The sequence below is a fragment of the Bradyrhizobium sp. SZCCHNR1043 genome, from assembly GCF_032489675.1.
Lineage (GTDB): Bacteria > Pseudomonadota > Alphaproteobacteria > Rhizobiales > Xanthobacteraceae > Bradyrhizobium.
Genome location: NZ_JAUEYN010000006.1, coordinates 72,951 through 97,367, shown reverse-complemented (window position 1 = coordinate 97,367; position 24,417 = coordinate 72,951). Strand labels below are relative to the sequence as shown.

Below are 24,417 nucleotides of genomic sequence, written 5' to 3'. Positions count from 1 at the left end.
TTGCGTCTTACTTCGCATCCTGACCGGGATCGAGCAGCCGGTGCAGGTGAACGATGAAATAGCGCATGTGGGCGTTGTCGACCGTCATCTGCGCCTTGGCGCGCCAGGCGGCGTGGGCCGCCGCGTAGTTCGGATAGACGCCAACGATATCGACCTTGTCGAGATCCTTGAATTCGTTCTTGTCGAGATTGATGAGCTCGCCGCCGATCACGAGGTGAAGGAGCTGCTGCGAGGCGCTATCTGTCATCGGTATTGTTTCCTAGTCAACGCCTTGCAGGCGACGTGGAGGGTGCGATCCAGGGGCGTTCAGTCCGGCGGTAACCTGCGATACTGCGCGACGATGTCGGCATGTCGGTCGCGGCCCGCTGCCACCAGCATCCCGTGCACCACCTCCGGACGATTATAGAGGATCGCCTCGCCGGACAACGCGGTCATTTTACCCCCCGCTTCCTGCACGATCAAATGAGCCGCCGCAAGATCCCAATCGCGGCTTTGCCCGCCTGCAAAAGCGGCATCGAGCCCGCCATGCGCGACACGGCACAGGCGCAGCGCCAATGATCCGATTCGCGGATGGAGTTCAATCCGCGCAGAACTCGGAGCCAACCGCTCAACCAACGGTTTTGGACCGGCCACCCGCGCGAAGTCGAGCACGCGTCCGGTCGAGGCCTGAACCCGCTCGTCGTTCAACGTGGTGCCGCTGCCGCGGGCGGCAAAGAAGAACTCCTCGCTGACCGGGACATGCACCGCGGCGAGTATCGGCGCACCGTGCTCGACCAGCGCGACGCTCACGCACCAGTCGTTGCGGCCGCCGAGATAGGACCGCGTGCCATCGATCGGATCGACGATCCAGACCCGCGACCGACCGAGTCTCGCCCGATCATCCGCGCTCTCTTCGGACAGCCAACCGTAATCCGGCGTTGCCGATCGCAGCCTGAGCTCAAGCAGCGCATTGACCGCCATGTCGGCTTCGGAGACGGGCGACGACGCACCCTTGGTCCATTTGCGCAACTCCGTTCCGAACATCGAACGTGCGAGCTCGCCGGCTTCGCGCACCGCCTCCTTCAGGAGCCTGGCGTCTGCCGCGAGGCTGGTCTCGTCCGGTTTCTCGATCTCACCGTCCGCCAAGCGTCAATCCTTCGATGCGCACCGTCGGCGCATTGACGCCATAGCGGAATTCCAGATCGCTGGCAGGCGTCATCGACTTGAAGATCTCGAACAGATGCCCGGCGATCGTCACCTCGCTCACGGCATAGCCGATCTCGCCATTCTCGATCCAGAAGCCGGACGCGCCACGGCTGTAGTCCCCGGTGACGCCGTTGACGCCCGAGCCAATCAGGTCGGTGACGTAGAAGCCCTGCTTGATGTCCGAGATCAGCTCCTTGGCTGTCACGACGCCGGCTTCGAGATGCAGATTGAACGGACCGGGCGAAGGCGACGACGACACGCCGCGATGGGCGTGGCCGGTCGTCACCATGCCGAGCTCGCGCGCGGTGCCCGAATCCAGCAGCCACGTCGTCAGCACGCCATCGTCGACCAGCGCGGTCTGCTTCACCTTCACGCCCTCGGCGTCGAACGGCTGCGACCGCAGCCCACGCTTGCGCAGCGGATCATCGATGATGCGGATACCCTTGGCGAACAGTTGCGCGCCGAGCTTGTCCTTGAGGAAGCTGGTCTTGCGCGCGATCGAGGCGCCATTGATGGCGCCGACCAGATGTCCGACCAGCGAGCCGGACACGCGGGGATCGAACACGACCGGCACCTGGCACGTGGCAACCTTGCGCGGATTGGCGCGCGCCACCGCGCGTTCGCCAGCGCTGCGCCCGACGGCCGCGGGCGCCAGCAGGTCGGCGCCGTGCGGAGCCGCCGTGTAGTCGTAGTCGCGCTCCATCCCGGTGCCTTCGCCGGAAATGGCGGTCGTCGAGATGCTTTGGCTCGAGCGCAGATAGGCGCCGTGAAAACCGTCGCTCGTGACCAGCACCATGCCGCCGATGCCGGTCGAGGCCGACGCACCACCGGACTTCGTCACGCCCTTCACGCCGAGCGCGGCAGCCTCCGCCTCCTGGGCACGGCGCTCCAGCTCTGCGGTCGAGGGAATCTGCGGATCGAGCAGGTCGAGCTCGGGAATGTCGCGCGCCAGCAGCGCCGGATCGGCGAGGCCGACATATTGGTCGTCAGGCGCCACCCGCGCCATCGCCACGGCCCGCTCGGCCAGCCGCGCCACGCCGTCCCCGCTGACGTCGTTGGTCGACACCACCGCCTGGCGCTTGCCGACGAGAACGCGCAGGCCGACATCGTCGCCTTCCGAGCGCTCGGATTCCTCGACGCGCCCGTCACGGACCTCGACGCCTTGCGAGATGCCGCGCACCGCGATGGCGTCGGCGGCATCGGCGCCGGCCTTCCTCGCGGCTTCCACCAGCCGCTCGGCGAGCGTTCGCAGGGCGGACTGGTCGAGCAGATCTGATTGGGCTGATGTCGACGATGAGGCTGAGGAAGAGGTCACGAACACGATCCGATCGATGTCAGGTGGGCGGCGAAGACGGCTCAATCCAAAGGAAATGTGGCCTGTTCACGCCGACTTCAAGCAGGACGGCAGACGGCACATCGGATTGTCGGCAAATCGGCAAGGTCTCGTCAATCATGCGGGGCAAGCGCTTGTCAATCATGACGGTAGGAGGATCACGCGTGAGATCTGATTAACCAGGCTTGTTAAGCCGATACGGGCGATCCGCGTGGCAAGGTCACACGCATCGACCGGGAGCATAATCCCGGCGGGGAGACCAAGCCGTGAGGCGTCAAACAGCAACAGGCGGAAGCCATTCCGCTGGGTCGGGCCGCGCCCTGCGGCTCGACCCTCTTTCCCTGCCCGTCTCGTACAGCGCGCACGATACCCGTGCCGATGGCGGAATCCGGCAGATCGAATTGCACCGGGAGCGCGTGGTCCTGCGTCGTGCCGTCAGCGGCATGCGCATGGCCCTGAACCTCCGCGTCAGCGATTTCCTCGGCATAGGCGTGCGCGAGATCGACGACACACAGGTGATGCTGGTGCTCGTCCACCGCGACCCTTCCCTGACCATCCCGCTCTGCGTCAGCGACGACCAGAACGAGATCGTTGCTGCGTGGGCGATGTGGAGCGAGACCTTCGCGCTGCCCCAGTTGCAGGACCCGCGCCGGGAGGCCACGCCGCGCCGCCGCCGCCGCAACGCGATCCGCTCGCGCCGCCCGCGCTTCCTGATGCGACGCCGTGTCGGCTACCAGCTCAATCCAGCCTCGATCCATCGCGGCGAGCGCGAGATCGTCGCGCGCAACTGATCAGGTTGCGCGCAGCACGGCATCGACCAACAGCCCTGCGAACAGCAGCAGTCCGGCATCGCGGTTCGACTTGAACACCCGCAGGCACAGCGCCGGATCGGCGATATCCAGACGCCGGATCTGCCAGCCGAGATGGGCGGCAAAACACGCCAGCCCGAGCCACGCCGCGACATGCACGTGGGCGGTCGCGAACGCGGCCCCAATCAGGATGACGGCCAGACTGTAGAAGATGACCAGCGCCAGATGCGTGCGGTCGGCAAACAGGCGCGCGGTCGACTTGATGCCGATCAGCGCGTCATCCTCGGCGTCCTGATGCGCGTAGATCGTGTCATAGGCGATCACCCACGAGATCGACCCGGCGTAGAGCAGCAGCGCGGTGGCATCGATGCGGCCGAACGCGACCGCAAATCCCATCAGCGCGCCCCACGAGAAGGCGAGACCCAGCACGACCTGCGGCCACCAGGTGACACGCTTCATGAACGGATAGATCGCGACGATCAGCAACGAGGCGATGCCGGTGGCGATCGCGAACCGGTTGAACTGCAGCAGCACCACCAGGCCGATCAGGGCCTGCGCCACCAGGAAGGCGAGCGCCTGCTTCACGCCGACCTGACCGGCGGGAATCGGTCGCGAACGTGTGCGCTCCACCTTGGCGTCGAGATCGCGGTCGGTGATGTCGTTCCAGGTGCAGCCGGCGCCACGCATGACGAACGCGCCGACGAAATAGAGCCCGATCCACGCCGGCAACATGGATAGGTTCCCGGCGATCCCAGCAGCCAGAGCGGCCGACCACCAGCACGGCATCAGCAGCAGCCACGATCCGATCGGGCGATCGAAGCGGGCGAGACGCAGGTAGGGCCGGCTCCAGACCGGCGCCAGCGTATCGACCCAATTGCCGGTCGCGTCAGCAACGCGGACGGCCGTGTCGCTCATCGGGTGAGAACGTTGCCGGTCATGGTGTCGAAGGCGGATCCGCCCTTCTTGGTCGTGTTGGCCTCAGGCAACGCGGCCGACGAGCCCAGGACGTCGCTCAGGCTCGGAGCGGAGGGCCTTCCGGCCCCCGACTGCATCTGCGCCGCCACGGCACAGACCTTCTTTTCCAGCGCGTCGGTGTTCTTGTGACCGGCCTTCAGCTGATCGGCGATCTGCTGGGGAATGCCGCAGCTCGCCGAATGCGCCTCGACATATTTGATCATCTTCACTTCGGCCTTGCCGAAATTTGCGATCAGCTTGCAGGCCTCGTCAGGCGAGGCCTTGCGGTCGCTCGCGGCCTTGATCAGCTTGCCGCGACGCTCGGCTTCCTCGCGCAGCGGAATGAACTCCTTCATGCAGCTCTCCGGCGGGCCACCCTGCGGCGCGGCTCCCATCGGGGCCGGCTGGAAGCCACCACCGCCGCCGAACGCCGAGGCGCCTGGACTGGGGAACGGACTTGCCGGAGCTGCGGCCCGGGTCGGCGCCGCGCCGTTGATGGGCGGAAACGGCGAGCTGCTGGTCTGGGCCTGACCAGGCATCGGCGCGGGAAAGGAGCTCTGCGCGGAGAGCTGCCCTGTGGAGAGCACCAGGGCGGCAATGGCGAGCGGCATGAAAGACTGGCGGACGATCAAGGCTGGTTCTCCGGTAAGACCAAGAATCCTCAACACTTCCGGATGAAAGCACGATCCGATCCGGGGCTTTTACGATTCTCGCCCGTCCAGCACAACCGCGGAGTTGATCACAGCCGCGGCGGAGGGACGCAGCCGGGTTCCAACCGGCGCGGAGGCCCAAAACGAGGTCCTTCCCGAACATCGGGGCCCAAAATCCGTTCACTCGGCGCCCTCGCCCACCTGGTCAGGCCGGAGTCGCCAGTTCGGCGGCCGGCGGGACGGTTCACGTCGCCGTGCAGACCTTGCGCATCACGGCCAGGGTGTTTTCGTGATTCGCCTTCAGCTGATCGGTGATCTTGGGCGGGATGCCGCAGAGTGAGGCATGGGCGACCGCGTAGTCGATCATCTTGGTCTGGGCGAGCTCGTAGTCATGCACCAGCTGGCAAGCCTCGCCGGGCGCGAAACGCCGCTCGGTCGCCGCCTTGAGCAGCTTGGCCCGGCGGGCGGTCTCGTCCCGCAGCGGGGTGAACTCCTTCAGGCAGGTTTCGGGCGGGCGAAAGCCGGCCGCTGCGGCACCACCCGGCACCGCGGGAGCCGCTTGCTGGGGCGGAGCAGCGATCGCCTTGTCGTCGGCCCGGGACGGCCCGGCGACCGTCACCACGATGACCGCGGCAAGCGCCCAAGTCGAATGTCTCAAGATCAAGGCCGTTCTCCGCTTCAAGGCTCACGGAATCGTCGGATGTCCGTCCCCAAGGGACGACCGGCGGGATCGAACCGGTAAAATCTGTCGACAGCACGGCCGAAAGGCGCCATCGCCAATACCCGATACAACACCCCGTGACGGCTCCGCCGGCTTTGCGGCCGGCGCGTGGTCTGGTTAAGCAACATCCATCATCGGCACCGCTTCGCTCCATGCCCGCATACGACTTCACCGCCCCGCGCCTGTTCGTCGACGCACCCCTGCAGGAGGGAGGCACGGTCGCGCTCGACCGCAATCAGGGCAACTATCTCGGCAACGTCCTGCGTCTCGGCACCGGCGATCACGTCCTGGTCTTCAACGGCCGCGACGGCGAATGGCGGGCCGTGATCGAGGGCCGCAAGCGGCCAGATGGCCTGACGATCCAGCAGCAGAGCCGGCCCCAGGATCACCTGCCGGACATCGCCTACGTCTTCGCACCGCTCAAGCACGCGAGGCTGGACTACATGGTGCAGAAGGCGGTCGAGATGGGCGCCTCGCGCCTGGAGCCGGTCATCACCCGTCACACCCAGGTGTCGCGCGTGAATGGCGAGCGCATGCGCGCCAACGTGGTCGAGGCCGCCGAACAATGCGGCATCCTCAGTCTCGCCGAAGTCAAGGACCCGGTGCCGCTGGAGCGCTTCCTCGCGCAGCGGCAATCTGAGCGGCTGCTGGTGTTCTGCGACGAGGCCGCCGAATTGGCCGATCCGCTGCAGGCGCTGCGCGGCGGCAAGGATCCGGCCGGCATCGACCTGCTGATCGGACCGGAGGGCGGTTTTGCCGACGACGAGCGGGCGCTGCTGCTCCGCCAGCCGCACGTGATCAGACTCGCGCTGGGCCCGCGCATCCTGCGCGCGGATACGGCCGGCGTTGCCGCCCTCGCCGTGATCCAGGCGACGCTCGGGGACTGGACCGGCCCCCGCGGTTAAGGCATCCGGCCAATTGTGGCTTGCCGCGGCCATTCGCAGTCGAAACCGTCAAACGGCCATGCTAAGGGGCAGCCGCGGCCTCCAGAGGCGCCCACTCCACTTTGGAACTCGATCGACATGACCGGACCCGCTCCAACCGGACCCGCCGCGTGGGCGGACATGCTGCTGCAATCCTTCGCCCAGGCCGGCTATGAGCGGGCCGAACCGGCGATCCTGCAGCCGGCCGAGCCATTTCTCGATCTCTCCGGGGAGGACATCCGCAAGAGCCTCTATCTGACCGGCGACGCCGCCGGCGAAGAGCTCTGCCTGCGCCCCGACCTGACCATTCCCGTCGCCCGTGACTACCTCGCCTCGGCCCGCGCCGGGCATCCGGCTGGCTTCAGCTATCTCGGTCCAGTATTTCGTTACCGCGAGGGCCGCCCGAGCGAGTTCCTGCAGGCCGGCATCGAGTCGTTCGGCCGTCAGGATCGGCCCGCCGCGGATGCCGAAATGCTGGCGCTGGCGATCGAGGCGACCGCCACCGCCGGCCTTGCCGCGGTGGATATCCGCACCGGCGACGTCGCGTTGTTCACGGCCTTGATCGACGCCCTCGATCTCTATCCGGTATGGCGGCGGCGGCTGACCAAGGACTTCAACCGCAAGCGCACCCTGGCGCAGGACCTCGAGCGGCTGGCGATCGCCTCGGTGGCCCCGCGCAACGAGTATGAAGGGGTGCTCGCCGCCTTGGCCGGCTCCGACCGCAAGGCGGCGCTCGCCCTGGTCACCGACCTGATGTCGATTGCCGGCGCAACGGCGGTCGGCGGCCGCACGGTGGCGGAGATCGCCGACCGCTTCCTCGAGCAGTCCACCCTCAAGAGCGGCGCGCTGCCGCGTGACGCGCTGGACCGTATCAAGCGCTTCCTCGCCATCAGCGGGAGCCCGACCGAGGCTGTCCAGCAGCTTCGCGCGCTCGCCGCCGACGCCAAGCTCGACATTTCAGCGGCGATCGACACGTTCGAGGCCCGCGCCGGCTTCATGGCCCAGCGCGGCATCGACATCACCAAGGTGCGCTTCGCCACGTCGTTCGGCCGCGGCCTCGACTACTACACCGGTTTCGAGTTCGAACTGCATCATCCGGGCAATGGCGACGAGCCACTGGTCGCCGGCGGCCGTTATGACGGCCTGCTGAGCCAGCTTGGCGCCGCCGAGTCGATTCCGGCCGTCGGCTTCTCGATCTGGATCGAGCGCCTGGCCCAGAGCAGCGCCGTCGGCAAGTCCCCGCGCGGGAGAGCATCATGAGCGGCCCCCTCGTCCTCGCCGTTCCCTCCAAGGGACGTCTGCAGGAGAATGCCGAAGCCTTCTTCGGCCGCGCCGCATTGAACCTGTCCAAGCCCGGCGGCGCTCGCGACTATCGCGGCACCATCGCAGGTCTCGACAATGTCGAGATCGCCTATCTCTCTGCGAGTGAGATCGCCTCGCAACTGGCGCGCGGCACCGTGCATCTCGGCGTCACCGGCGAGGATCTTGTGCGCGAGAGCATCACCGATGCCGACAAGCGCGTGCTGCTGATCGATACGCTCGGCTTCGGCGGCGCCAACGTCGTCGTCGCCGTGCCGCAGGCCTGGATCGACGTCCGCACCATGGCCGATCTCGATGACGTCACCACCGGTTTTCGCGCCCAGCACAATCGCCGCATGCGCGTCGCCACCAAGTACATCAACCTGACGCGCGGCTTCTTCGCCGCCCATGGCATCGTCGATTACCGCATCGTCGAGAGCGCCGGCGCCACCGAGGGCGCGCCGGCGGTGGGCACCGCCGAGCTGATCGTCGACATCACCAGCACCGGCTCGACGCTCGCCGCCAATGGGCTGAAGGTGCTGGACGACGGCGTGATCCTGCGCAGCCAGGCCAATCTGGTCGCCTCCCGCGACGCCGACTGGTCGGAGGGGCCGCGCGAGAGCGCCCGGATCATTCTCGACCACATCCATGCCCGCGCCCGCGCCAGCAAATACCGCGAGGTCCGCACCCGCTTCAAAGGGTGCGACGCAGCAATGCTGACCGAGGCGCACAACCGCTTCGGCGTCGTGGCGCCGTTCGGCGGCCCGACCTCGTCCGGCATGCTCACCCTGCACTGCCCGCCGGCGCAGATCTACGCGCTCGGCAGCTTTCTGCGCGCGCATGGCGCCGAGACCGTCTCGGTCGCCTCGCTCGACTATGTGCTCGACCGCGAAAATCCGCTGTTTGCTCGCCTCGAGGCCTTCCTGCGATCATAAATCGCCGTTCATCGTAGCGACAGGCGAGCGCAGCTACCATATGTTGGTAGCAGAACGAGGACGCTGAGCAATGCTGGGAACTGACGTGTCGGATCTGACCACGACTGCGGCCGACGCCGCGTCGCAGGGATTGTCGATCGTTATCCCCGTCTACAACGAGGGCGCGGGACTGACGGCGCTGCACGAGCGGCTGAATAATCTCGCCCGTACGCTGCGCCAGCGCTTCGGTCTCGCCTGTGAGCTCGTCTATGTCGACGATGGCAGCCGCGACAATACGCTCGCGATTGCGCGCACCTTGCAGGCCGATGCGCTCGACATCCAGGTCGTCTCGCTGTCGCGCAATTTCGGCAAGGAGGCCGCGCTGATGGCCGGCCTCGATCATGCCCGGCGCGGCGCCGTGCTGTTCATGGACGGCGATGGCCAGCATCCGCCGGCCCTGGTCGAGCAGCTCGTCACGCACTGGATCAAGGACGGCTATGACGTCGTCTATACCGCCAAGGCGCATCGCGACAACGAGCCGTTCCTGCGCCGCGTCGCCGTGCACGGCTTCTACGCGCTCATCAACTGGGGCGCGCGGCAGAAGATCCCGGAGGATGCCGGCGACTTCCGGCTGCTGTCGCCGCGCGCGGTGGCGGCGCTGCGGCAATTGCCCGAGCGCAACCGCTTCTTCAAAGGACTCGCGAGCTGGATCGGCTTCCGCCAGATCCGCGTCGACTACGAGCCTGCCGCGCGTGCCCATGGCGTGACGGCCTTCAACCTGACCAGCCTGCTCGGCCTGTCGATCGAAGGCCTGACCTCGTTCTCGGTCGCCCCGCTGCGGTTCGCCAGTCTGCTCGGAATCCTGCTCGCCTCGGCGGCCTTTCTGTTCGGCCTCTCGATCCTGTGGGAGACTTTAGCTACCGGCAAGTCGGTGCCCGGCTATCCCTCGCTGATGGTCGGCCTGATGACGATCGGCGGCGTGCAGCTGATCATGATCGGCATCATGGGCGAGTATATCGGCAAGATCCTGTCCGAGCTGAAGGCGCGGCCGATCTACTTCGTCGCCGAGCACAGCGAGAAGCGTGCAGCGCTCGATGCGCGCAGCGACGGCGCCGAGAGGAACGCCGCCGAATGAGCGCGACGCCGCACCGGCGCATCTGGCTGTGCGCCGATGACTATGGCATCAGCCCCGGGGTTAACAGCGCCATCCGAGACCTGATCGCGCGCGGTCGGCTGAACGCAACCTCGGTGATGACCGTGGGCGCCGCGATCGGGCGCGACGAGGTGACGGAGCTGACCAAGGTCGCGTCCGACAGCCCGCGTTGCGCCATCGGCCTGCACGTCACGCTGACCGCGCCATTCCGGCCCCTGACGATGCATTTCCGTCCCTCGGAAGGCGGCATGTTCCTGCCCTTCCCGAAGCTGCTGCGCGCCGGACTGACCCGCCGGCTCGATCCCGAGATGATCCGTGCCGAGGTCCTGGTTCAGCTTGCAGCGTTCGGCGATTTGTTCGGTCGCGCCCCCGATTTCGTCGACGGCCACCAGCATGCCCAGCTCTATCCGCAGGTGCGCGAGGGCTTTCTCGCCGCCGTCAAGGAAACTGCGCCCACGGCCTGGGTGCGCCAGGGCGGCCGCAATCTGCCCCTGATGCAGCGGCTGGCGGCACCGAAAGCGCTGCTGCTGGACGTGCTCAGCGCGCAATTCCGCCGTCAGGCCAGGCGGGCCGAGATCGCCTTCAATCCCGGCTTCGCGGGCGCCTACGACTTCACCAAGGCCTCCGACTTCGGAGCTTTGATGGATGGCTTCCTCGACGAGTTGCCCGAGCATGGGCTGGTGATGTGCCACCCCGGTTTCGTCGATGACGTCCTCATCGAGCTCGATCCGCTGACGGTGCAGCGCGAGCATGAGCACGCCTATCTTGCCGGCGAGCATTTTCCGGGCCTGTTGGAGCGCCGCAAGGTGACGCTCGGCTGATGGATGTTTCGCGTGCCCCGGCGAACAAAACCCGGCGCGGCGGCGTTCGAAGTGGGAGGGAGGCAGGCATGCCGTCCGCCTTCGGCTTCCGAAACGCCTCGCAAGTGCAAAGACGCTTTGTCGCATACGGAAATTTAATCCGCGCCCCGGCTGGCCGGGCCACAAAGTCCCCCTAAATCTTGGCCGCGCTTGGCCGGAACAAGGCAAGCGGCAGGAGAACGACATGACACCGCAAGAACGCCAACTCATCGACGATCTGTTCGACCGGCTTGCCACGTTGGAGAGTGCACCGCGTGATCCGGAGGCTGCCGCCGCCATCGCCCAGGCGCTGCAGCGGGCTCCCAATGCCGTCTATGCGCTGGTCCAGACGGTGCTGGTGCAGGACGAGGCCCTGAAGCGCGCCAACGCCCGCATCGAGGAGCTGCAGCACGCCCAGGCCCCGCAGGGCCAGTCCGGCGGCTTCCTCGATTCGATGCGCGACAGCATCTTCGGCTCGGGCAGCCGCGGTTCGGTCCCCAACGTGCCGCCGCCCTCGCAGAGCCGCCCGGTCTGGAACAGCGGCCAGGCGATACCCCCGGGCTACCAGGGCCAGCCCGGCTATCCCGGTCAGCCCGGCCCTTACGATCAGGGCGGCTTCGGCCAGCCGCGCGGCGGCATGTTCGGCGGTGGAGGCGGCTCGTTCCTCGGCACGGCGGCGGCCGCAGCGGCCGGCATGGTCGGCGGCTCGCTGCTGCTCGGCGGCATCCGCTCGATGATGGGCGGCGGGTCGCATCAGGCGTTCGGTGACACCACGATCATCGAGGAGCGGGGCGGCGGTGCCAGCCCGTGGAGCGGCGACCAGTCCGGCGGCTCGCTGGCGCGCGATGCCGGTCTCGACGACATCGGCCGCCCGGGCGGCGACGGCGGCCGGGCCGGCCTGTTCGACCAGGCGAGCCATGACGACAGCGGCAATGACAGCGACGCGGCCGACTTCGATGCCGATGACGGCTATGGCGACGACGACGGTGGCAGCGACTACGCGTGAAGCTCCCGGGTCGCAGCCAACTCAAAAATGCAAAGGCCGCCCTCCACGGGCGGCCTTTTTCAGTTGCTGATGTCGCGCAGCGGCGGTCGTCAGAGCACGATGACCCGGGCACCGACGTTCACGCGGCCATAGAGGTCGATGACGTCCTCGTTGCGCATCCGGATACATCCTGACGAGACGTTGGTGCCGATCGTCCATGGCTCGTTCGAACCGTGGATCCGATACAGCGACGAGCCGAGATACATCGCGCGTGCGCCGAGCGGGTTCTGCGGTCCGCCCTCCATGTGCCGCGGCAGGTCGGGCCGGCGCGCGAGCATCTCCGGCGGCGGCGTCCAGTCCGGCCATTCGCGCTTGGCCGAGATCGTCTTCACGCCCGACCAGGTGAAGCCGGGGCGACCGACGCCGATGCCATAGCGGAGCGCCCTGCCCTCGCCCTGGACCAGATAGAGGAACTTGTTCGGCGTATCGATGACGATCGTGCCCGGCCGTTCTTTGCCGTCATAGTCAACGATCTGTTTCTCGTATTTCGGATCGAGTGGCCGCTGCGTCTGCTCATAGGCCTCCTCATCCGGCAATCCCTGCTGCGGGACCATGCCCGGCGCCAGCCGCTGCGGCTCGTAGTAGGACGGCTGCTGCTGGTACATCGGCTGTCCCGGCGGAGGCGCGCCGCGGCCGCCTTGCGGATCCCCGAACAGGAATTCGATGAAGCCGCCGCCCATGCGCGAGCGTTCGACATAGGCGGTGCGCACCGGCGCGGACTGCTGCGGCGGGCCGCTATAGATCACGGTCGGCTGCTGAAATCCCTGGGCCGCGGCGCGGCCCAGACCTGCATGGAAAACGCATGCGCCGGCCAGCAGCGCTGCGGATACTGATTTGAACATCGACGTACTCTGTACTGTTTCGTCTGAAGACTGTTCATCGCGCGAGGCAAATGCGCCGCCGCGTATCGTCAATAAAGAGCAAAACCCGATCGCTTTGGTAAACGCGGGAGGCGCCGGGATTTACCATCGCTGCATACGTCGGCGGTTTTGATCGCTAGCGTTTATTTTGCGTGAAGGCCGCTGGCGCATGGTTAATCGTTGACGCACGATGCACGCCAGCGTTGCTCAACGGCGGTTCCTGGCGTGAACGCGATGTTAAATAGCCTTTGCGTAGAACTGATCCGAGCAAAAGGTCAGGGATACTATCATGGCTGTTCGCAAGCGTTTCCGTATCGAAGAAGCAATCGTCGGCCATATGCCGGAGCCTGAATTCGTGGGTGGCGAGATCGGCCCCAACCACAAGGAAATCATGGACGAGCTCCGCGCGATCCGCTCCCAGATGGCCAATGCGATCCGCAGCGGCGGCAGCAACACGGCGAACGCCGCCATCGAAGAGTCCGCCGCACGCGAGGTCGCCGAAGCGCGCGCGCTGCTCGAGACCTATCGTGCCCAGATCGAGCAGTGCGAAAAACTCAAGGTCGAGCTCGACCTGATCCACGACGCGATCAACCGCACCAAGGGCGAGATCGCGACCCTCCATGCCAAGAGCTTCAACGGCGAGGAGATGGCCAAGGTCAACGGCGAGCTCGGCGCGGTCGTCGGCGGCACCGAGCAGGCGACGCAGCAGATCCTCGAAGCCGCGGAGGCGATCGACCAGGCCGCCAGCGCGCTGTCCAAGGTGGACTCGGCCGACCAGCAGAAGATCCTGAGCGAAGAGATCCAGGAGCGGGTGGTCTCGATCTTCGAGGCCTGCAACTTCCAGGACCTGACCGGCCAGCGCATCAACAAGGTCATGACCACGATGAAGTTCATCGAGCACCATATCGTGGTGATGATGGACATCTGGGGCGGCGTCGACGCCATCAAGGCGCATACGCCGCCGATCGTCGACCACCGCGAGGGCGACGCCCGGCTGCTGAACGGCCCGAAGGCGGACGGCGACGTCGGCCACGCCTCGCAGGACGACATCGACGCAATGTTCAACTGAGCTCATCCTGCCTGACCGGCGGCCACGCCGGCCAGGGACGGCACCGAGCAGCACCAAGCAAAACGCCGGCGCTTTCGCCGGCGTTTTTCGTTTGGCTTTTGGGTGTGGCCGGGGCTTGTCGCGAGGGCTTCGCCCGGATCTCAGGCGCGCGGTCCGCAGCGGACGTAGACCATCGTCTGGTAACGGGTCGCCGCATCCTTGTCGACGAAGCGGGTGATCAGCACACGGCCGTCAAAGGAGACGACCTCGCGGTCCTGCTCGCCGCCGGGCGGTCCGGCCGGGCCGATATAGTTCTTGCCGCTGGCCGAGCCCTTCAGGCGCAGCTCCTGGGGAGTCGCCTGGTCGGCCAGATGCATCACGACACCGCCGGACGTGCCCGCCCCGATGACATAGGGCTGTTTGCACTGCGCCAACGCCATCTTCTCGGTGCGCGGACGGTCGTTGGGGTTGTTGTAAGCGGCGAGGCCCCATTTGCCGACGAGATCCTCGGGGCGGATCGTCGCCGGAACCTCGGGCTCGACCGGCGCCTCGGTCTGCATGGGGGGCGACGGCGACAGGCTGAAGCCCGTGCACGCTCCCAGAAGCATCGTGAGCGCCGACGCGATCGCGAGATTGGCAACCGGCCGCGCGCACCGTGAACTCGTCATGGCATCCCCTTAGGAACAAGATCGTGGCTGCCCCGTCCGGCAACCAAACCCAAAACGCTCGTCAGAGCAATGACGTCGGATGACGACGCCGCTCCACTAACATGTCTGGCCCGGGACAACATCCCCTAACAGCCTCAAGAACGGCTTAACTGCCGGCCGTTGCTTGACAGGAACAGCCGCAAGCCATATTTCCCCGAGCGGTCTTTAGCACTCGGAGGGCGCGATTGCTAAGGCTGCGAGCCAGTTGGCGCCAAGTGGGCGTCAAATGTGGCCGCATTCAGATTTCCTCCGACAGCAACAAACTTATCCAAGCACCCCAAAAGGGATCCGTCATGGCCAAATCGAAGTTTCGTCCCCTGCACGACCGCGTCGTGGTTAAGCGCATCGACGCCGAAGAGAAGACCAAGGGCGGCATCATCATTCCCGACAGCGCCAAGGAAAAGCCCTCGCAGGGCGAAGTCGTCGCCGTCGGCCCGGGCGGCCGTGATGAGAGCGGCAAGCTGATCCCGATCGACGTCAAGGTCGGCGACCGCGTGCTGTTCGGCAAGTGGTCCGGAACCGAGGTCAAGCTGGACGGCGAGGAGCTCCTGATCATGAAGGAGTCCGACATCATGGGCGTCGTCGCCTGATCCCGACCTGCCGGGGGCGGCGATCAGCCGCCCCGGGCGAAAATGCTCTGCAACCTCGTTCCGGCGACAGACGGGCGATCACGCCCCTCGCCGTCGAGGTCTACTCCAGGAGAATTTTGAAATGGCAGCCAAGGACGTCAAATTCGCTGGCGACGCACGCGACCGCATGCTGCGCGGCGTCGACATTCTCGCCAACGCCGTCAAGGTGACGCTCGGCCCGAAGGGCCGCAACGTCGTCATCGAGAAGAGCTTCGGCGCTCCGCGCATCACCAAGGACGGCGTCACCGTCGCCAAGGAGATCGAGCTGGAGGACAAGTTCGAGAACATGGGCGCGCAGATGCTGCGCGAGGTCGCCTCCAAGACCAACGACACCGCCGGTGACGGCACCACCACCGCGACCGTGCTGGCCCAGGCCATCGTGCGCGAGGGCGCCAAGGCGGTTGCCGCCGGAATGAACCCGATGGACCTCAAGCGCGGCATCGACATCGCGGTGGCCGCCGTGATCAAGGACATCGAGAAGCGTGCCAAGCCGGTCGCCTCGTCCTCCGAGGTCGCCCAGGTCGGCACCATCTCCGCCAATGGCGACGCCGCGATCGGCAAGATGATCGCCCAGGCGATGCAGAAGGTCGGCAACGAGGGCGTCATCACGGTCGAGGAGAACAAGTCGCTCGATACCGAGGTCGACATCGTCGAAGGCATGAAGTTCGACCGCGGCTATCTCTCGCCCTACTTCGTCACCAACGCCGAGAAGATGACCGCCGAGCTCGACGACGTCTACGTGCTCTTGCACGAGAAGAAGCTGTCCGGCCTGCAGGCCATGCTGCCGGTGCTCGAAGCCGTGGTACAGTCGGGCCGTCCGCTGCTGATCATCGCCGAGGACGTCGAGGGCGAGGCGCTGGCGACGCTGGTCGTCAACCGCCTGCGCGGCGGCCTCAAGGTTGCCGCCGTCAAGGCGCCGGGCTTCGGTGATCGCCGCAAGGCGATGCTCGAGGACATCGCGATCCTGACCGGCGGTCAGTTGATCTCGGAAGATCTCGGCATGAAGCTCGAGAACGTCACGGTGAAGATGCTCGGCCGCGCCAAGAAGGTCGTGATCGACAAGGAGAACACCACGATCGTCAACGGCGCCGGCAAGAAGGCCGACATCGAGTCGCGCGTCGGCCAGATCAAGGCGCAGATCGAGGAGACCACCTCGGACTACGACCGTGAGAAGCTGCAGGAGCGTCTGGCCAAGCTCGCCGGCGGCGTCGCGGTGATCCGCGTCGGCGGCGCGACCGAGATCGAGGTCAAGGAGAAGAAGGACCGCGTCGAGGACGCCCTCAACGCGACCCGCGCTGCGGTGCAGGAAGGCATCGTCCCCGGCGGCGGCGTGGCGCTGCTGCGCGCCAAGAAGGCGGTCGGCCGCATCACCAACGCCAATTCGGACGTCCAGGCCGGCATCAACATCGTGCTGAAGGCGCTCGAGGCTCCGATTCGCCAAATCTCCGAGAACGCCGGCGTCGAAGGCTCGATCGTGGTCGGCAAGATCCTGGACGAGAAGTCCGAGACCTTCGGCTTCGACGCCCAGACCGAAGATTATGTCGACATGGTCGCCAAGGGCATCATCGACCCGGCCAAGGTGGTCCGCACCGCGCTGCAGGACGCCTCGTCGGTCGCCGGCCTCCTGGTCACCACCGAGGCGATGGTCGCCGAGCTGCCGAAGGACGCAGCTCCCGCGATGCCGGCCGGCGGCGGCATGGGTGGAATGGGCGGCATGGGCTTCTGAGCCCCCCTTGCATCACCGAGACGTTCAGGAAGGCCGCCTCCGGGCGGCCTTCTTTTTGGCCGAGTGTCCGCGCCCGGGGGTGCAGCGATCGCAAATCGGCGCTACAGCTTAAGGCCGATTCTGCCCCCACAAGGATTTTCAGATGCGCGCGATTTTGCTTGCGCTGGCCGTGATTGCAGCGGCCGCGCCGGAACTCGGTTGGGCCCAGAGCAAGAGCGGGACCAAGGCCCCCGCCAACGAGACTCGGTATTTCACCGCGATCGACGGCCTGATGGACGGCAATGCCGACGTGATCCTGAAGGAGACGCGCCAGGGCAAGACCGTCACCGCCGCCACGCTCGACGTCTGCTATCCCGTCGCAAAGAATTCGGATCGCAAGGACCGCTTCGTGGTCAGCCTCACCGTCAATGGCCAGACCTTGACCGGTGCGACCCAGAGCAACGGCGCCAAGGAGCCGGTCACGGTGAAGCTGAATCGCAAGCCGACCGGCGACACGTTCGAGTTCCGCGGACAGATCGCGATCGGCAAGACCGTCACCGAGGTGGCGTCGACCGACAATTCCGACGTCAGCGAGAAAGAGTTCCAGGAGAGCCAGTCGAGCGACGACGGCATCAGCGCCCAGCCGAAGGACTTCACCGACGTCTCGCCCGAGGCGGTCTCGGTCCGGCTCAAGCTCGACGCGGTGACCGACTTCCTCAAGAGCCTGAAGGGCGAGAACGTCGAAGTTTCGCTGTCGAGCCTCATCGTGAGCTGCGACGCACTGCGCGCGGGCGAGCAGACCATCAGCATGACCGTCGACCCCGAACGAGCCGGCGCACTGATCGCGAAGGCGCGGACCATGAACGGCGTCGTCACCGCCGGCTGGACCGCCGGCACGGTCGAGATGGACCGCACCATCCGCTTTGCGGCGGCCGACTGGCGCGACGGTGACAAGATCAACAAGGACAAGCTGGCGGGCGCCATCTCCGACGTGCTGGCCAAGACCTACAATGCCAGGCCGACGAGTGCGGCGTGGAATCCGGTCAGCGGCAAGCTGAAGCTGACGTTGAAGCGGCCGAGCCAGCTGATGCCGGCGCTCGAGCTGACCGACGTCATCGAGGTCACCGGCCTCGTCTCGGCGGACAAGCCGGGCGGCGCGGACGCGCTGATGCTGTGGATCAGCAGCCCGACGACGACCACCGTCGATGAGGCATCGAGCGCCAAGCTGATCCTGTCGGACGAATCGTCCGGCGACGAGGAAAGCGATACCCGCGACGACGGCGGTGCCATCGACGAGCTGGCGAAGGCCTTCAAGGCCAAGCGCTGGGATGCGGACAACTCTGTCTGGAAGTAAGGCGACGGCAGGCGCCGCGATCTCAGATGCCACCCTCCCCTGGAGGGGGAGGGTCGATCGCACGCGAAGCGGGCGAGCGGGGTGGGGTGACGCCGCGGGCACCGGTGCACGTGGAGAGATCACCCCACCCCGCCTCCCATTCGCTGCGCTCATGAGAGGCGACCCTCCCCCTCCAGGGGAGGGTGACAGCGGGGCTGACCTCAAAGCTGCGTGCTGCGGAATCGCGAACGTGCATGAAGCAGGACCAGGTGCCGGACCATGACAGCGAGGTCCACATGCCGATATATCGATGTGACCAAGACTAGGACTTTCGATACGCCCGTCTCGGCTCAATTGGTGTTGAGCCGGAAGCGCAGCGTCTTCGGTCCGATGAAGATGATCAGGTCGCCCTGACGCTTCCAGTTCGTCGCCGCGCTCAGCGCCGCGATCAGCTCGTCATCGGCTTGCGCGCGTGCCGCCGGGCAGTTGCGGTCCTCGATCTTGCTGGCGATGAACACGATGGTGTTGCCGGCGACCGAGAACTGCCCCTTGCCGCCCTTGCACCAGAGCTCCAGCACGGTCTCGCCGTTGTCGCCGATGTCGAGATCCGGCACGCGCTTCGAGCCGGGCATTGGTAACGCATCGAGCGTCATCTCCATTCCGAAGGGAAACTCCTCCGCCGACGCGCCGGCAAGCGGCAGGCCCGACATCGACAACGCCATCATCGCCACGGCGCAGCCACGCTTCAACACTTGCATCGTTCCTCTTCAGACCAATCACACGCAGGGTTGCGCCTTCCAGGCGACGACCGTGATCCCCGCCGCCACGGCTCCCGCACAAATGTGTTCCAAACATAGCAAACCCCGCGCCGCAGCTGCGGCGCGGGGCTTTGTCGCTGCCGGTGTTGCTACTTCAGCACCATCGCCGTGAACGGATAGACGTAGGCCTGCAAGGTGACGAACAGGCCGACCAGACAGGCCAGCACGATCGAATGCAGGAAGACGTAGCGCAGGATCGAGCTCTCGTGGCCGTACCAGTTGGTGGCGGTCGAGGCGACCACGATCGACTGCGCATCGATCATCTTGCCCATGACACCACCGGATGAGTTGGCGGCCGCCATCAGGACAGGCGACAGGCCGAGCTGCTCGGAGGTGATCTTCTGCAGGTTTCCGAACAGCACGTTCGAGGCCGTATCCGATCCCGTCAGCGCCACGCCCAACCAGCCGAGCAAGGTGCCGAAGAACGGATAGAGCACGCCGGTCGCGGCGAAGGCGAGGCCGAGCGTTGCGTCGACGCCGGACAGCCGGGTCAGCGTGCCGATCGCCAGCATCGCCGAGATCGTGATCAGCGAGATCGCGCACAGACGGATGGTGCGGCCATATTCCGCGATCAGCTTGCCCGGTCCGACACCCATCAGGAAGCCGGAGATGATCGCGGCGATCAGCATGCCGGTGCCGGTGAAGGTCAGGTAGGTGAATGAGAACACCGCGCCTTCCGGTGTCGGCTTCGCGGCCACCGGCGGCATCTTGTTGATCAGCTTGTCGAGCTCGGGCACCGGATAGTTCCAGGTGAAGATCGAGTTCGCCCAGGCCTTGAAGGCGCCGTTGCCCCAGATCAGCATGATCACGCAGACGATGATCCAGGGCAGCAGCGCGCCCCAGAGCTCGGCTTGCGTCAGCGGCGTGCGGTCCAGCGGCTTCGCCGCCGTCATCGTGGCGGCCGATTCGTCACGCCCGCGCAACGCCGGCGACAGCCACAGCTGCCTCGGCTGCCAGACCTTCAGGAACAGGATCAGCGCGCCCATCGAGATCAGCGAGGCGCCGATGTCGACGATCCACGGATTGATGTAGTTCGAGATCAGGAACTGCGGGACCGCGAACGAGACGGCGGTGACCAGGATCGCCGGCCAGACGTCCTTCATGCCCTTCCAGCCCGCGAACGCCCAGATCACCCAGAACGGCACGATCAGCGAGAACACCGGCAGCTGCCGGCCGACCATCGCGCCGAGGATGTAGGGATCGAGACCGGTGACCGAGGCGAGGCCCTGGATCGGCGTGCCCAGCGCGCCATAGGCGACCGGGGCGGTGTTGGCGATCAGCGACAGGCCGGACGCCGCGAGCGGCGAGAAGCCGAGGCCGATCAGCACGGCACCGGTGATCGCCACCGGTGTGCCGAAGCCCGACGCGCCCTCGAAGAACGCGCCAAAGGAGAAGGCGACCAGCAGCAGCTGCAGCCGCCGGTCTTCCGTGACGCCGCCGATGGCGCGCTTGAGCAACTCGAAGCGGCCGGTCGAGACCGTGACCTGGTAGAGGAAGATGACGTTCAGGACGATCCAGCCGATCGGAAAGAAGCCGGTGATGACGCCCAGAAACGTCGCGCGCAGCGACATGTTGGCCGGCATCGTGAACACGAAGATCGTGATCAGGTTGGTCAGGATCACGGCGATGATCGCCGCGATATGTGCCTTCACCTTGCCGCTGGCGATCAGCACCAGCAGCGTCACCACTGGGACGGCTGCGGCCAGCGTCGACAGCGCCGGGCTCCCCATCGGGTCGTAGATTTGATTCCACATCGTGACTTCTCCCCCCACGTTCTTGTTGTTGGACCCGGTCCGGCGGGACGGATCAGGTCTCCTCGCCCAGGCCCCCAAGCCTGGCAAAGGTCGGAAAAGGAGATCACAAAACCGGCAACGCCCAACTCTGCTCAAATTCTCGCGAAATCTGGCGGCGGTCGCAGTCCCTCTCCCCTGCCCCATGCTACGGTTTGTCACACGCGACCGACAAGCCGGCGGTCACCCGCCACATTACGACTTTAGTCTATACAGGCGGCAATCACTGCGATTTTCTCGTTTTTCGTCAGCCCGTTAAGACCTTTTCTCAGGAGCAGCCCCTCTGTGAACAATCTGCGCTCGACCGTCGCCACCGTCTGGCGGATCGCCATTCCCTACTTCCGCTCCGAGGACAAGGTCGCCGGCCGCATCCTGCTCGCCGCCGTCATTGCGATCGAACTGTCGCTCGTTGCGATCCAGGTGCTGGTGAACCAGTGGCAGAACAGGTTCTTCAACGCGCTGCAGCAGTATGATTGGAACAGCTTCATCTGGGAAATCGGCGTGTTCGCCGTGCTGGCGACCATCTTCATCATCCTGGCCGTGTACCAGCTCTATCTCAATCAATGGCTGCAGATCCGCTGGCGGCGGTGGATGACCGACGTCTACCTGCGCCGCTGGCTGGACAACGCCACGCACTATCGCATGCAGCTCAAGGGCGACATCGCCGACAACCCGGACCAGCGCATTGCCGACGACGTGCAGCTGTTCGTCGACAAGACGCTGAACATCACCATCGGGCTGCTCAGCTCGATCGTCTCGCTCGCATCGTTCATGGTGGTGCTCTGGGGGCTGTCGACCGATGCCCCGCTGCAACTGTTCGGCACCGACATCGCGATCCCCGGCTACCTGGTCTGGATCGCGCTGATCTATGCGGTGTTCGGCACCATCCTGACGCATTGGATCGGTTCGCCGCTCGTCAATCTCAACTTCGAGCAGCAGCGCTACGAGGCCGACTTCCGCTTCAACCTGGTGCGGGTGCGCGAGAGCTCCGAGCAGATCGCGCTGCTGCGCGGGGAAGGCGCCGAGCAGGGTCAGCTCGGAACCCGCTTCGGCCGAGTCGTCCAGAACTGGTACCAGATCATGAGCCGGACCAAGCGGCTGACGGCCTTCACGGCGGGCTATTCACAGGCGGCCGTGATCTTTCCCTATGTGCTCGTTGCGCCTGCCTACTTCGCCAAGTCGATCCAGATGGGCGGCATCATGCAGACGGCGTCCGCCTTCTCGACGGTGCAGGGCGCGCTGTCGTTCTTCGTGACGACTTACCGGACGCTTGCCGACTGGCGCTCGACCGTCGCCCGCCTCGACGGCTTCGACATGTCCATCGAGAGCGCGCACAAGCTCTCGGGCGAGCCGCAGACGATCGATGTCGTCGACCATGCCGGCGACAGCATCGATCTCGCCCAGCTGCTGCTGAAGCTGCCCAATGGCCTGCCGCTGGTCGCGGCCGACGGGTTCAGCATCGGCAACAACGAGCGCACGCTGCTGACCGGCCCTTCCGGCGCCGGCAAGTCGACGCTGTTCCGCGCCATCGCCGGGGTCTGGCCGTTCGGCAGCGGCGCGATCAGCGTGCCCGCGCATGCCAAGCTGATGATGCTGCCGCAGCGGCCCTATTTCCCGATCGGCCCGCTCAAGGCCGCGATCGTCTATCCGGCAGCGGCCGACGCGTTCAGCGTCGAGCAGGTCAGGGAGGCGCTGGTGGCCGTCGGTCTGCCACAACTTGCGGACCGCCTGGACGAGGACTCGCACTGGAATCGGATGCTGTCGCTCGGCGAACAGCAGCGGCTCGGAATTGCCCGCGCGCTGCTGCATGCGCCGCAATATCTCTTCCTCGATGAGGCCACGGCGTCGCTGGACGAGCCGAGCGAAGCGAGGCTGTATCGGGTCATGGCCGAACGCCTGCCGCAGACCACCGTCGTCTCGATCGGCCACCGCTCGACCCTGCACGAGTTCCATGATCGGAAGGTCGAGCTGATTCGGGATGGCGACCGGTTCGCGCTGCGGCAGACTGAGAAGGCTGCCGACGCGACCGCGGGTGGAGGCAACTGAAGCGAGCGCCGCGCCCTCATGGAATGGAGACGCGGCAAGGGGTCTGAGAGATCCGCCCCGAACCCAGCCCATTGTCCCGAGGGCGCCGCCAGGGATCTCATCGCGCCCCTGCGCCCATGATGAGAAGTCCAATTGCCCGGGCGGCGTCCGAGCCATCGCGATCCAGAAGATGGCGATCCAGAAGATGGCGTTCCAGAAGGACGGCAAGACGCCCGAGCGACCACGGCGAGCTGCTGTCACCAAAGCAGAAGGGCGGCAGATTGCTCTGCCGCCCTCGTCAGGAATTTCGATCCGCCTTGGGACGATTACTTCAGGTTGGTCATCGCCGTCAGGTCGACCGAGAGCTTGGCGATGCCGGTCGCACCGCACCACTTCGAGCCCAGGCCACCCGGGTTGATCGCGGTGACGTTGGTGGTGCCGCTGGCGGTGAAGTCGCCAGTGAAGGCGTTGCAATTGCCCTTCGACAGGTTGGTGTCGGAGTAGCGCAGATCCAGCGTGAACACCTTGTAGGTGAAGCCGACGCCGAGGTTCCAGGTGTTGTAGTCGGCGTAGTGGATGCCGTTCGGGAAGGCCGCGGTGCCGTAGAAGCTGTCGGTGGTACCGAACCACTGGCGACCGAACTCACCCGAGACGTACATGCCGACGCCGCTCGATCCAAACAGGGTGCTCGGAGCGGTATACTTGCCGGTGACCGAGGCGTAGTTGCCCCAGGCGCCGGAGTTCAGGAAGCTCGGGGTATAGAATTCGGTGACGCCGAACGACCAGTTGTCGTTCACCGTATAGGTGCCCTTGCCGTAGACCTCGAAGAAGCTGACGTCCTTCTTCATGGTGTTGAAGTTCGTCAAGGTGTTGGCCTGGCACTCGGCGCTCAGCGCGCGGCCGGCGAAGTCCGTCGTGGCGCCGCCGCCGTAATAGCAGGTGCCGCCTGGATACAGGTAGCCCCAGACGCCGATGTCGAAGGCGAAGGCGCCGAAGGTCGGGCGGATACCGCCGTAGATATCGATCTCGGCCGCAGCCCGGTTCGGGAAGGAGATGCTCTCGCCAGCGACGCCGACGTAGAACTGCAGGTCCTTGTTGACGTTGAAGCGCGGCTCGAAATAGGCGGCGACCGACGGCTTGTGGTTCGACTGGGTGATGCCGCGGAAGACGTAGTCGTTCATGATCGCCGCGCCGAACGCGATATCCCACGGTTCAAACGCGACCGGGGGCGGAGCCTTATAGGCCTTGACCGCCATGTCCGCCGCCGAAGCCGATCCCGAAACCATTGCCAGCGCCGTTGCCAGCAAAGCCCACTTTTTCATGACGATCCCCATCACCCTATTTCGAAAAAAGCCTGCCCCACATTGGCCCCCCAGGGCACAAACAAGACCGGCTGCGTCATCCAGACGCAATTTGTGCCAGGGTCTCGCCGCAGGTGAAGCAAAAAAGCGCGGCATCTGCCGCCTTTTTGGGCGTTTCGACAATTCCACGGCAGGTAGTCAGCGCGTGTTGCATTTGAACAACAAATCTCCGTGTCCTAGAGCAGCCCAGGACGCACATTCGGGTGTGCCGGCACGCTGACTTGTCGTGCCGCAAGCGAAATGGCGCAGTGCACCGGGATCGGATTCGCCCGGCCGTAGATCTGCGGGGGCGACGCTGGCGACGAGCAGATCGACA

23 protein-coding genes are annotated in these 24,417 nt (G+C 65.9%); 12 read left to right on the top strand and 11 right to left on the bottom strand.

What is annotated here, in order from left to right; genetic code table 11:
• Window positions 1-7 precede the first annotated feature (7 nt).
• Genes QX039_RS12095 through QX039_RS12085 form a run of 3 tightly spaced genes read right to left on the bottom strand, consistent with a single transcriptional unit; the run spans window position 8 to window position 2,500 of the window.
• A complete protein-coding gene (locus QX039_RS12095) occupies window positions 8-247 on the bottom strand; it encodes a DUF4170 domain-containing protein (protein WP_009031572.1) in 240 nt (79 codons plus the stop codon).
• Window positions 248-306: 59 nt separating this feature from the next.
• Complete coding sequence (locus QX039_RS12090; protein ID WP_315737058.1) at window positions 307-1,053, bottom strand: 3'(2'),5'-bisphosphate nucleotidase CysQ; 747 nt, start codon at window positions 1,051-1,053, stop codon at window positions 307-309.
• Window positions 1,054-1,111: 58 nt separating this feature from the next.
• Window positions 1,112-2,500 carry a TldD/PmbA family protein gene (locus tag QX039_RS12085; protein ID WP_315736567.1) on the bottom strand — a complete coding sequence of 463 codons (1,389 nt, stop codon included), beginning with the start codon at window positions 2,498-2,500 and terminating at the stop codon, window positions 1,112-1,114.
• Between the two features lie 284 nt (window positions 2,501-2,784).
• On the opposite strand from QX039_RS12085, the gene QX039_RS12080 reads away from it, so the two are divergent.
• Window positions 2,785-3,309 (top strand): DUF6101 family protein, encoded by a 525-nt coding sequence (locus tag QX039_RS12080; protein WP_315736566.1) that lies wholly within the window; start codon window positions 2,785-2,787, stop codon window positions 3,307-3,309.
• On the opposite strand, the gene ubiA is transcribed toward QX039_RS12080, so the two are convergent.
• From ubiA to QX039_RS12065, 3 genes are all read right to left on the bottom strand, one after another.
• Complete coding sequence (gene ubiA / locus QX039_RS12075; protein ID WP_315736565.1) at window positions 3,310-4,242, bottom strand: 4-hydroxybenzoate octaprenyltransferase; 933 nt, start codon at window positions 4,240-4,242, stop codon at window positions 3,310-3,312.
• Entirely contained in the window at window positions 4,239-4,892 is a 654-nt protein-coding gene (locus QX039_RS12070; protein WP_315737057.1) for a hypothetical protein, read from the bottom strand. Before QX039_RS12070 ends, ubiA begins: the two co-directional genes overlap by 4 nt.
• Before the next feature lie 283 nt (window positions 4,893-5,175).
• Entirely contained in the window at window positions 5,176-5,595 is a 420-nt protein-coding gene (locus QX039_RS12065) for a hypothetical protein (protein WP_315736564.1), read from the bottom strand.
• 209 nt (window positions 5,596-5,804) lie between these two features.
• Here QX039_RS12065 and QX039_RS12060 point away from each other — a divergent pair, with 209 nt between their 5' ends.
• The 6 genes from QX039_RS12060 to QX039_RS12035 all read left to right on the top strand — a co-directional run bounded on the left by QX039_RS12060 (window position 5,805) and on the right by QX039_RS12035 (window position 11,786).
• On the top strand, window positions 5,805-6,557 hold the full coding sequence (locus QX039_RS12060) for a 16S rRNA (uracil(1498)-N(3))-methyltransferase (protein ID WP_315736563.1): 753 nt from the start codon (window positions 5,805-5,807) through the stop codon (window positions 6,555-6,557).
• Window positions 6,558-6,674: 117 nt separating this feature from the next.
• A complete protein-coding gene (locus QX039_RS12055) occupies window positions 6,675-7,835 on the top strand; it encodes an ATP phosphoribosyltransferase regulatory subunit (protein WP_315736562.1) in 1,161 nt (386 codons plus the stop codon).
• Window positions 7,832-8,809, top strand: a complete 978-nt coding sequence (gene hisG / locus QX039_RS12050) for an ATP phosphoribosyltransferase (protein WP_315736561.1) — start codon at window positions 7,832-7,834, stop codon at window positions 8,807-8,809. The genes QX039_RS12055 and hisG overlap by 4 nt, the downstream gene beginning before the upstream one ends.
• Window positions 8,810-8,879: 70 nt before the next feature.
• Window positions 8,880-9,923: a glycosyltransferase family 2 protein gene (locus QX039_RS12045; RefSeq protein WP_315736560.1), complete on the top strand. Its 1,044-nt coding sequence runs from the start codon at window positions 8,880-8,882 to the stop codon at window positions 9,921-9,923.
• Entirely contained in the window at window positions 9,920-10,762 is an 843-nt protein-coding gene (locus QX039_RS12040; RefSeq protein WP_315736559.1) for a ChbG/HpnK family deacetylase, read from the top strand. Before QX039_RS12045 ends, QX039_RS12040 begins: the two co-directional genes overlap by 4 nt.
• A 223-nt stretch (window positions 10,763-10,985) precedes the next feature.
• Window positions 10,986-11,786: a DUF2076 domain-containing protein gene (locus QX039_RS12035; protein ID WP_315736558.1), complete on the top strand. Its 801-nt coding sequence runs from the start codon at window positions 10,986-10,988 to the stop codon at window positions 11,784-11,786.
• Window positions 11,787-11,875: 89 nt separating this feature from the next.
• Here QX039_RS12035 and QX039_RS12030 read toward each other — a convergent pair whose 3' ends face one another.
• Window positions 11,876-12,667 (bottom strand): L,D-transpeptidase, encoded by a 792-nt coding sequence (locus QX039_RS12030; RefSeq protein ID WP_315736557.1) that lies wholly within the window; start codon window positions 12,665-12,667, stop codon window positions 11,876-11,878.
• A 307-nt stretch (window positions 12,668-12,974) separates the two neighbouring features.
• Between QX039_RS12030 and QX039_RS12025 the strand changes: the two genes are divergently transcribed.
• Window positions 12,975-13,754, top strand: a complete 780-nt coding sequence (locus QX039_RS12025; protein WP_315736556.1) for a protein phosphatase CheZ — start codon at window positions 12,975-12,977, stop codon at window positions 13,752-13,754.
• 140 nt (window positions 13,755-13,894) lie between these two features.
• Here the strand turns inward: QX039_RS12025 and QX039_RS12020 are convergent, their stop codons facing one another.
• Window positions 13,895-14,401, bottom strand: coding sequence for a hypothetical protein (locus tag QX039_RS12020; protein ID WP_315736555.1), 507 nt, complete (start codon window positions 14,399-14,401; stop codon window positions 13,895-13,897).
• Window positions 14,402-14,733: 332 nt separating this feature from the next.
• Between QX039_RS12020 and groES the strand changes: the two genes are divergently transcribed.
• From groES to QX039_RS12005, 3 genes are all read left to right on the top strand, one after another.
• Window positions 14,734-15,030, top strand: a complete 297-nt coding sequence (gene groES, locus QX039_RS12015) for a co-chaperone GroES (RefSeq protein WP_008961387.1) — start codon at window positions 14,734-14,736, stop codon at window positions 15,028-15,030.
• A 121-nt stretch (window positions 15,031-15,151) separates the two neighbouring features.
• Window positions 15,152-16,795: a chaperonin GroEL gene (gene groL, locus QX039_RS12010; protein WP_315736554.1), complete on the top strand. Its 1,644-nt coding sequence runs from the start codon at window positions 15,152-15,154 to the stop codon at window positions 16,793-16,795.
• A gap of 142 nt (window positions 16,796-16,937) precedes the next feature.
• The gene (locus QX039_RS12005; RefSeq protein ID WP_315736553.1) at window positions 16,938-18,128 is read left to right on the top strand and encodes a hypothetical protein; all 1,191 of its coding nucleotides are present in this window, start codon (window positions 16,938-16,940) and stop codon (window positions 18,126-18,128) included.
• 329 nt (window positions 18,129-18,457) lie between these two features.
• On the opposite strand, the gene QX039_RS12000 is transcribed toward QX039_RS12005, so the two are convergent.
• Both QX039_RS12000 and QX039_RS11995 read right to left on the bottom strand, forming a co-directional pair.
• On the bottom strand, window positions 18,458-18,865 hold the full coding sequence (locus QX039_RS12000) for an META domain-containing protein (protein ID WP_315736552.1): 408 nt from the start codon (window positions 18,863-18,865) through the stop codon (window positions 18,458-18,460).
• Between the two features lie 149 nt (window positions 18,866-19,014).
• A complete protein-coding gene (locus QX039_RS11995; RefSeq protein ID WP_315736551.1) occupies window positions 19,015-20,679 on the bottom strand; it encodes an L-lactate permease in 1,665 nt (554 codons plus the stop codon).
• 321 nt (window positions 20,680-21,000) lie between these two features.
• On the opposite strand from QX039_RS11995, the gene QX039_RS11990 reads away from it, so the two are divergent.
• Window positions 21,001-22,761 carry an ABC transporter ATP-binding protein/permease gene (locus QX039_RS11990; RefSeq protein ID WP_315771249.1) on the top strand — a complete coding sequence of 587 codons (1,761 nt, stop codon included), beginning with the start codon at window positions 21,001-21,003 and terminating at the stop codon, window positions 22,759-22,761.
• A 305-nt stretch (window positions 22,762-23,066) separates the two neighbouring features.
• Here QX039_RS11990 and QX039_RS11985 read toward each other — a convergent pair whose 3' ends face one another.
• Window positions 23,067-24,062 carry a TorF family putative porin gene (locus tag QX039_RS11985; protein WP_315771248.1) on the bottom strand — a complete coding sequence of 332 codons (996 nt, stop codon included), beginning with the start codon at window positions 24,060-24,062 and terminating at the stop codon, window positions 23,067-23,069.
• Window positions 24,063-24,417: the final 355 nt, after the last annotated feature.

What these genes read in the sequence shown, in the direction of transcription:
- QX039_RS12045 (WP_315736560.1), top strand. Translation starts at nt 8,880, where the DNA reads ATGCTGGGAACTGACGTGTCGGATCTGACCACGACTGCGGCCGACGCC.
- QX039_RS12040 (WP_315736559.1), top strand. Translation starts at nt 9,920, where the DNA reads ATGAGCGCGACGCCGCACCGGCGCATCTGGCTGTGCGCCGATGACTAT.
- groES (WP_008961387.1), top strand. Translation starts at nt 14,734, where the DNA reads ATGGCCAAATCGAAGTTTCGTCCCCTGCACGACCGCGTCGTGGTTAAG.
- groL (WP_315736554.1), top strand. Translation starts at nt 15,152, where the DNA reads ATGGCAGCCAAGGACGTCAAATTCGCTGGCGACGCACGCGACCGCATG.
- ubiA (WP_315736565.1), bottom strand. Translation starts at nt 4,242, where the DNA reads ATGAGCGACACGGCCGTCCGCGTTGCTGACGCGACCGGCAATTGGGTC.
- QX039_RS11985 (WP_315771248.1), bottom strand. Translation starts at nt 24,062, where the DNA reads ATGAAAAAGTGGGCTTTGCTGGCAACGGCGCTGGCAATGGTTTCGGGA.
- QX039_RS12035 (WP_315736558.1), top strand. Translation starts at nt 10,986, where the DNA reads ATGACACCGCAAGAACGCCAACTCATCGACGATCTGTTCGACCGGCTT.
- QX039_RS12060 (WP_315736563.1), top strand. Translation starts at nt 5,805, where the DNA reads ATGCCCGCATACGACTTCACCGCCCCGCGCCTGTTCGTCGACGCACCC.
- QX039_RS12025 (WP_315736556.1), top strand. Translation starts at nt 12,975, where the DNA reads ATGGCTGTTCGCAAGCGTTTCCGTATCGAAGAAGCAATCGTCGGCCAT.
- QX039_RS12055 (WP_315736562.1), top strand. Translation starts at nt 6,675, where the DNA reads ATGACCGGACCCGCTCCAACCGGACCCGCCGCGTGGGCGGACATGCTG.
- QX039_RS12005 (WP_315736553.1), top strand. Translation starts at nt 16,938, where the DNA reads ATGCGCGCGATTTTGCTTGCGCTGGCCGTGATTGCAGCGGCCGCGCCG.
- QX039_RS12020 (WP_315736555.1), bottom strand. Translation starts at nt 14,401, where the DNA reads ATGACGAGTTCACGGTGCGCGCGGCCGGTTGCCAATCTCGCGATCGCG.
- QX039_RS12095 (WP_009031572.1), bottom strand. Translation starts at nt 247, where the DNA reads ATGACAGATAGCGCCTCGCAGCAGCTCCTTCACCTCGTGATCGGCGGC.
- QX039_RS12070 (WP_315737057.1), bottom strand. Translation starts at nt 4,892, where the DNA reads ATGCCGCTCGCCATTGCCGCCCTGGTGCTCTCCACAGGGCAGCTCTCC.
- QX039_RS12000 (WP_315736552.1), bottom strand. Translation starts at nt 18,865, where the DNA reads ATGCAAGTGTTGAAGCGTGGCTGCGCCGTGGCGATGATGGCGTTGTCG.
- QX039_RS11995 (WP_315736551.1), bottom strand. Translation starts at nt 20,679, where the DNA reads ATGTGGAATCAAATCTACGACCCGATGGGGAGCCCGGCGCTGTCGACG.
- hisG (WP_315736561.1), top strand. Translation starts at nt 7,832, where the DNA reads ATGAGCGGCCCCCTCGTCCTCGCCGTTCCCTCCAAGGGACGTCTGCAG.
- QX039_RS12030 (WP_315736557.1), bottom strand. Translation starts at nt 12,667, where the DNA reads ATGTTCAAATCAGTATCCGCAGCGCTGCTGGCCGGCGCATGCGTTTTC.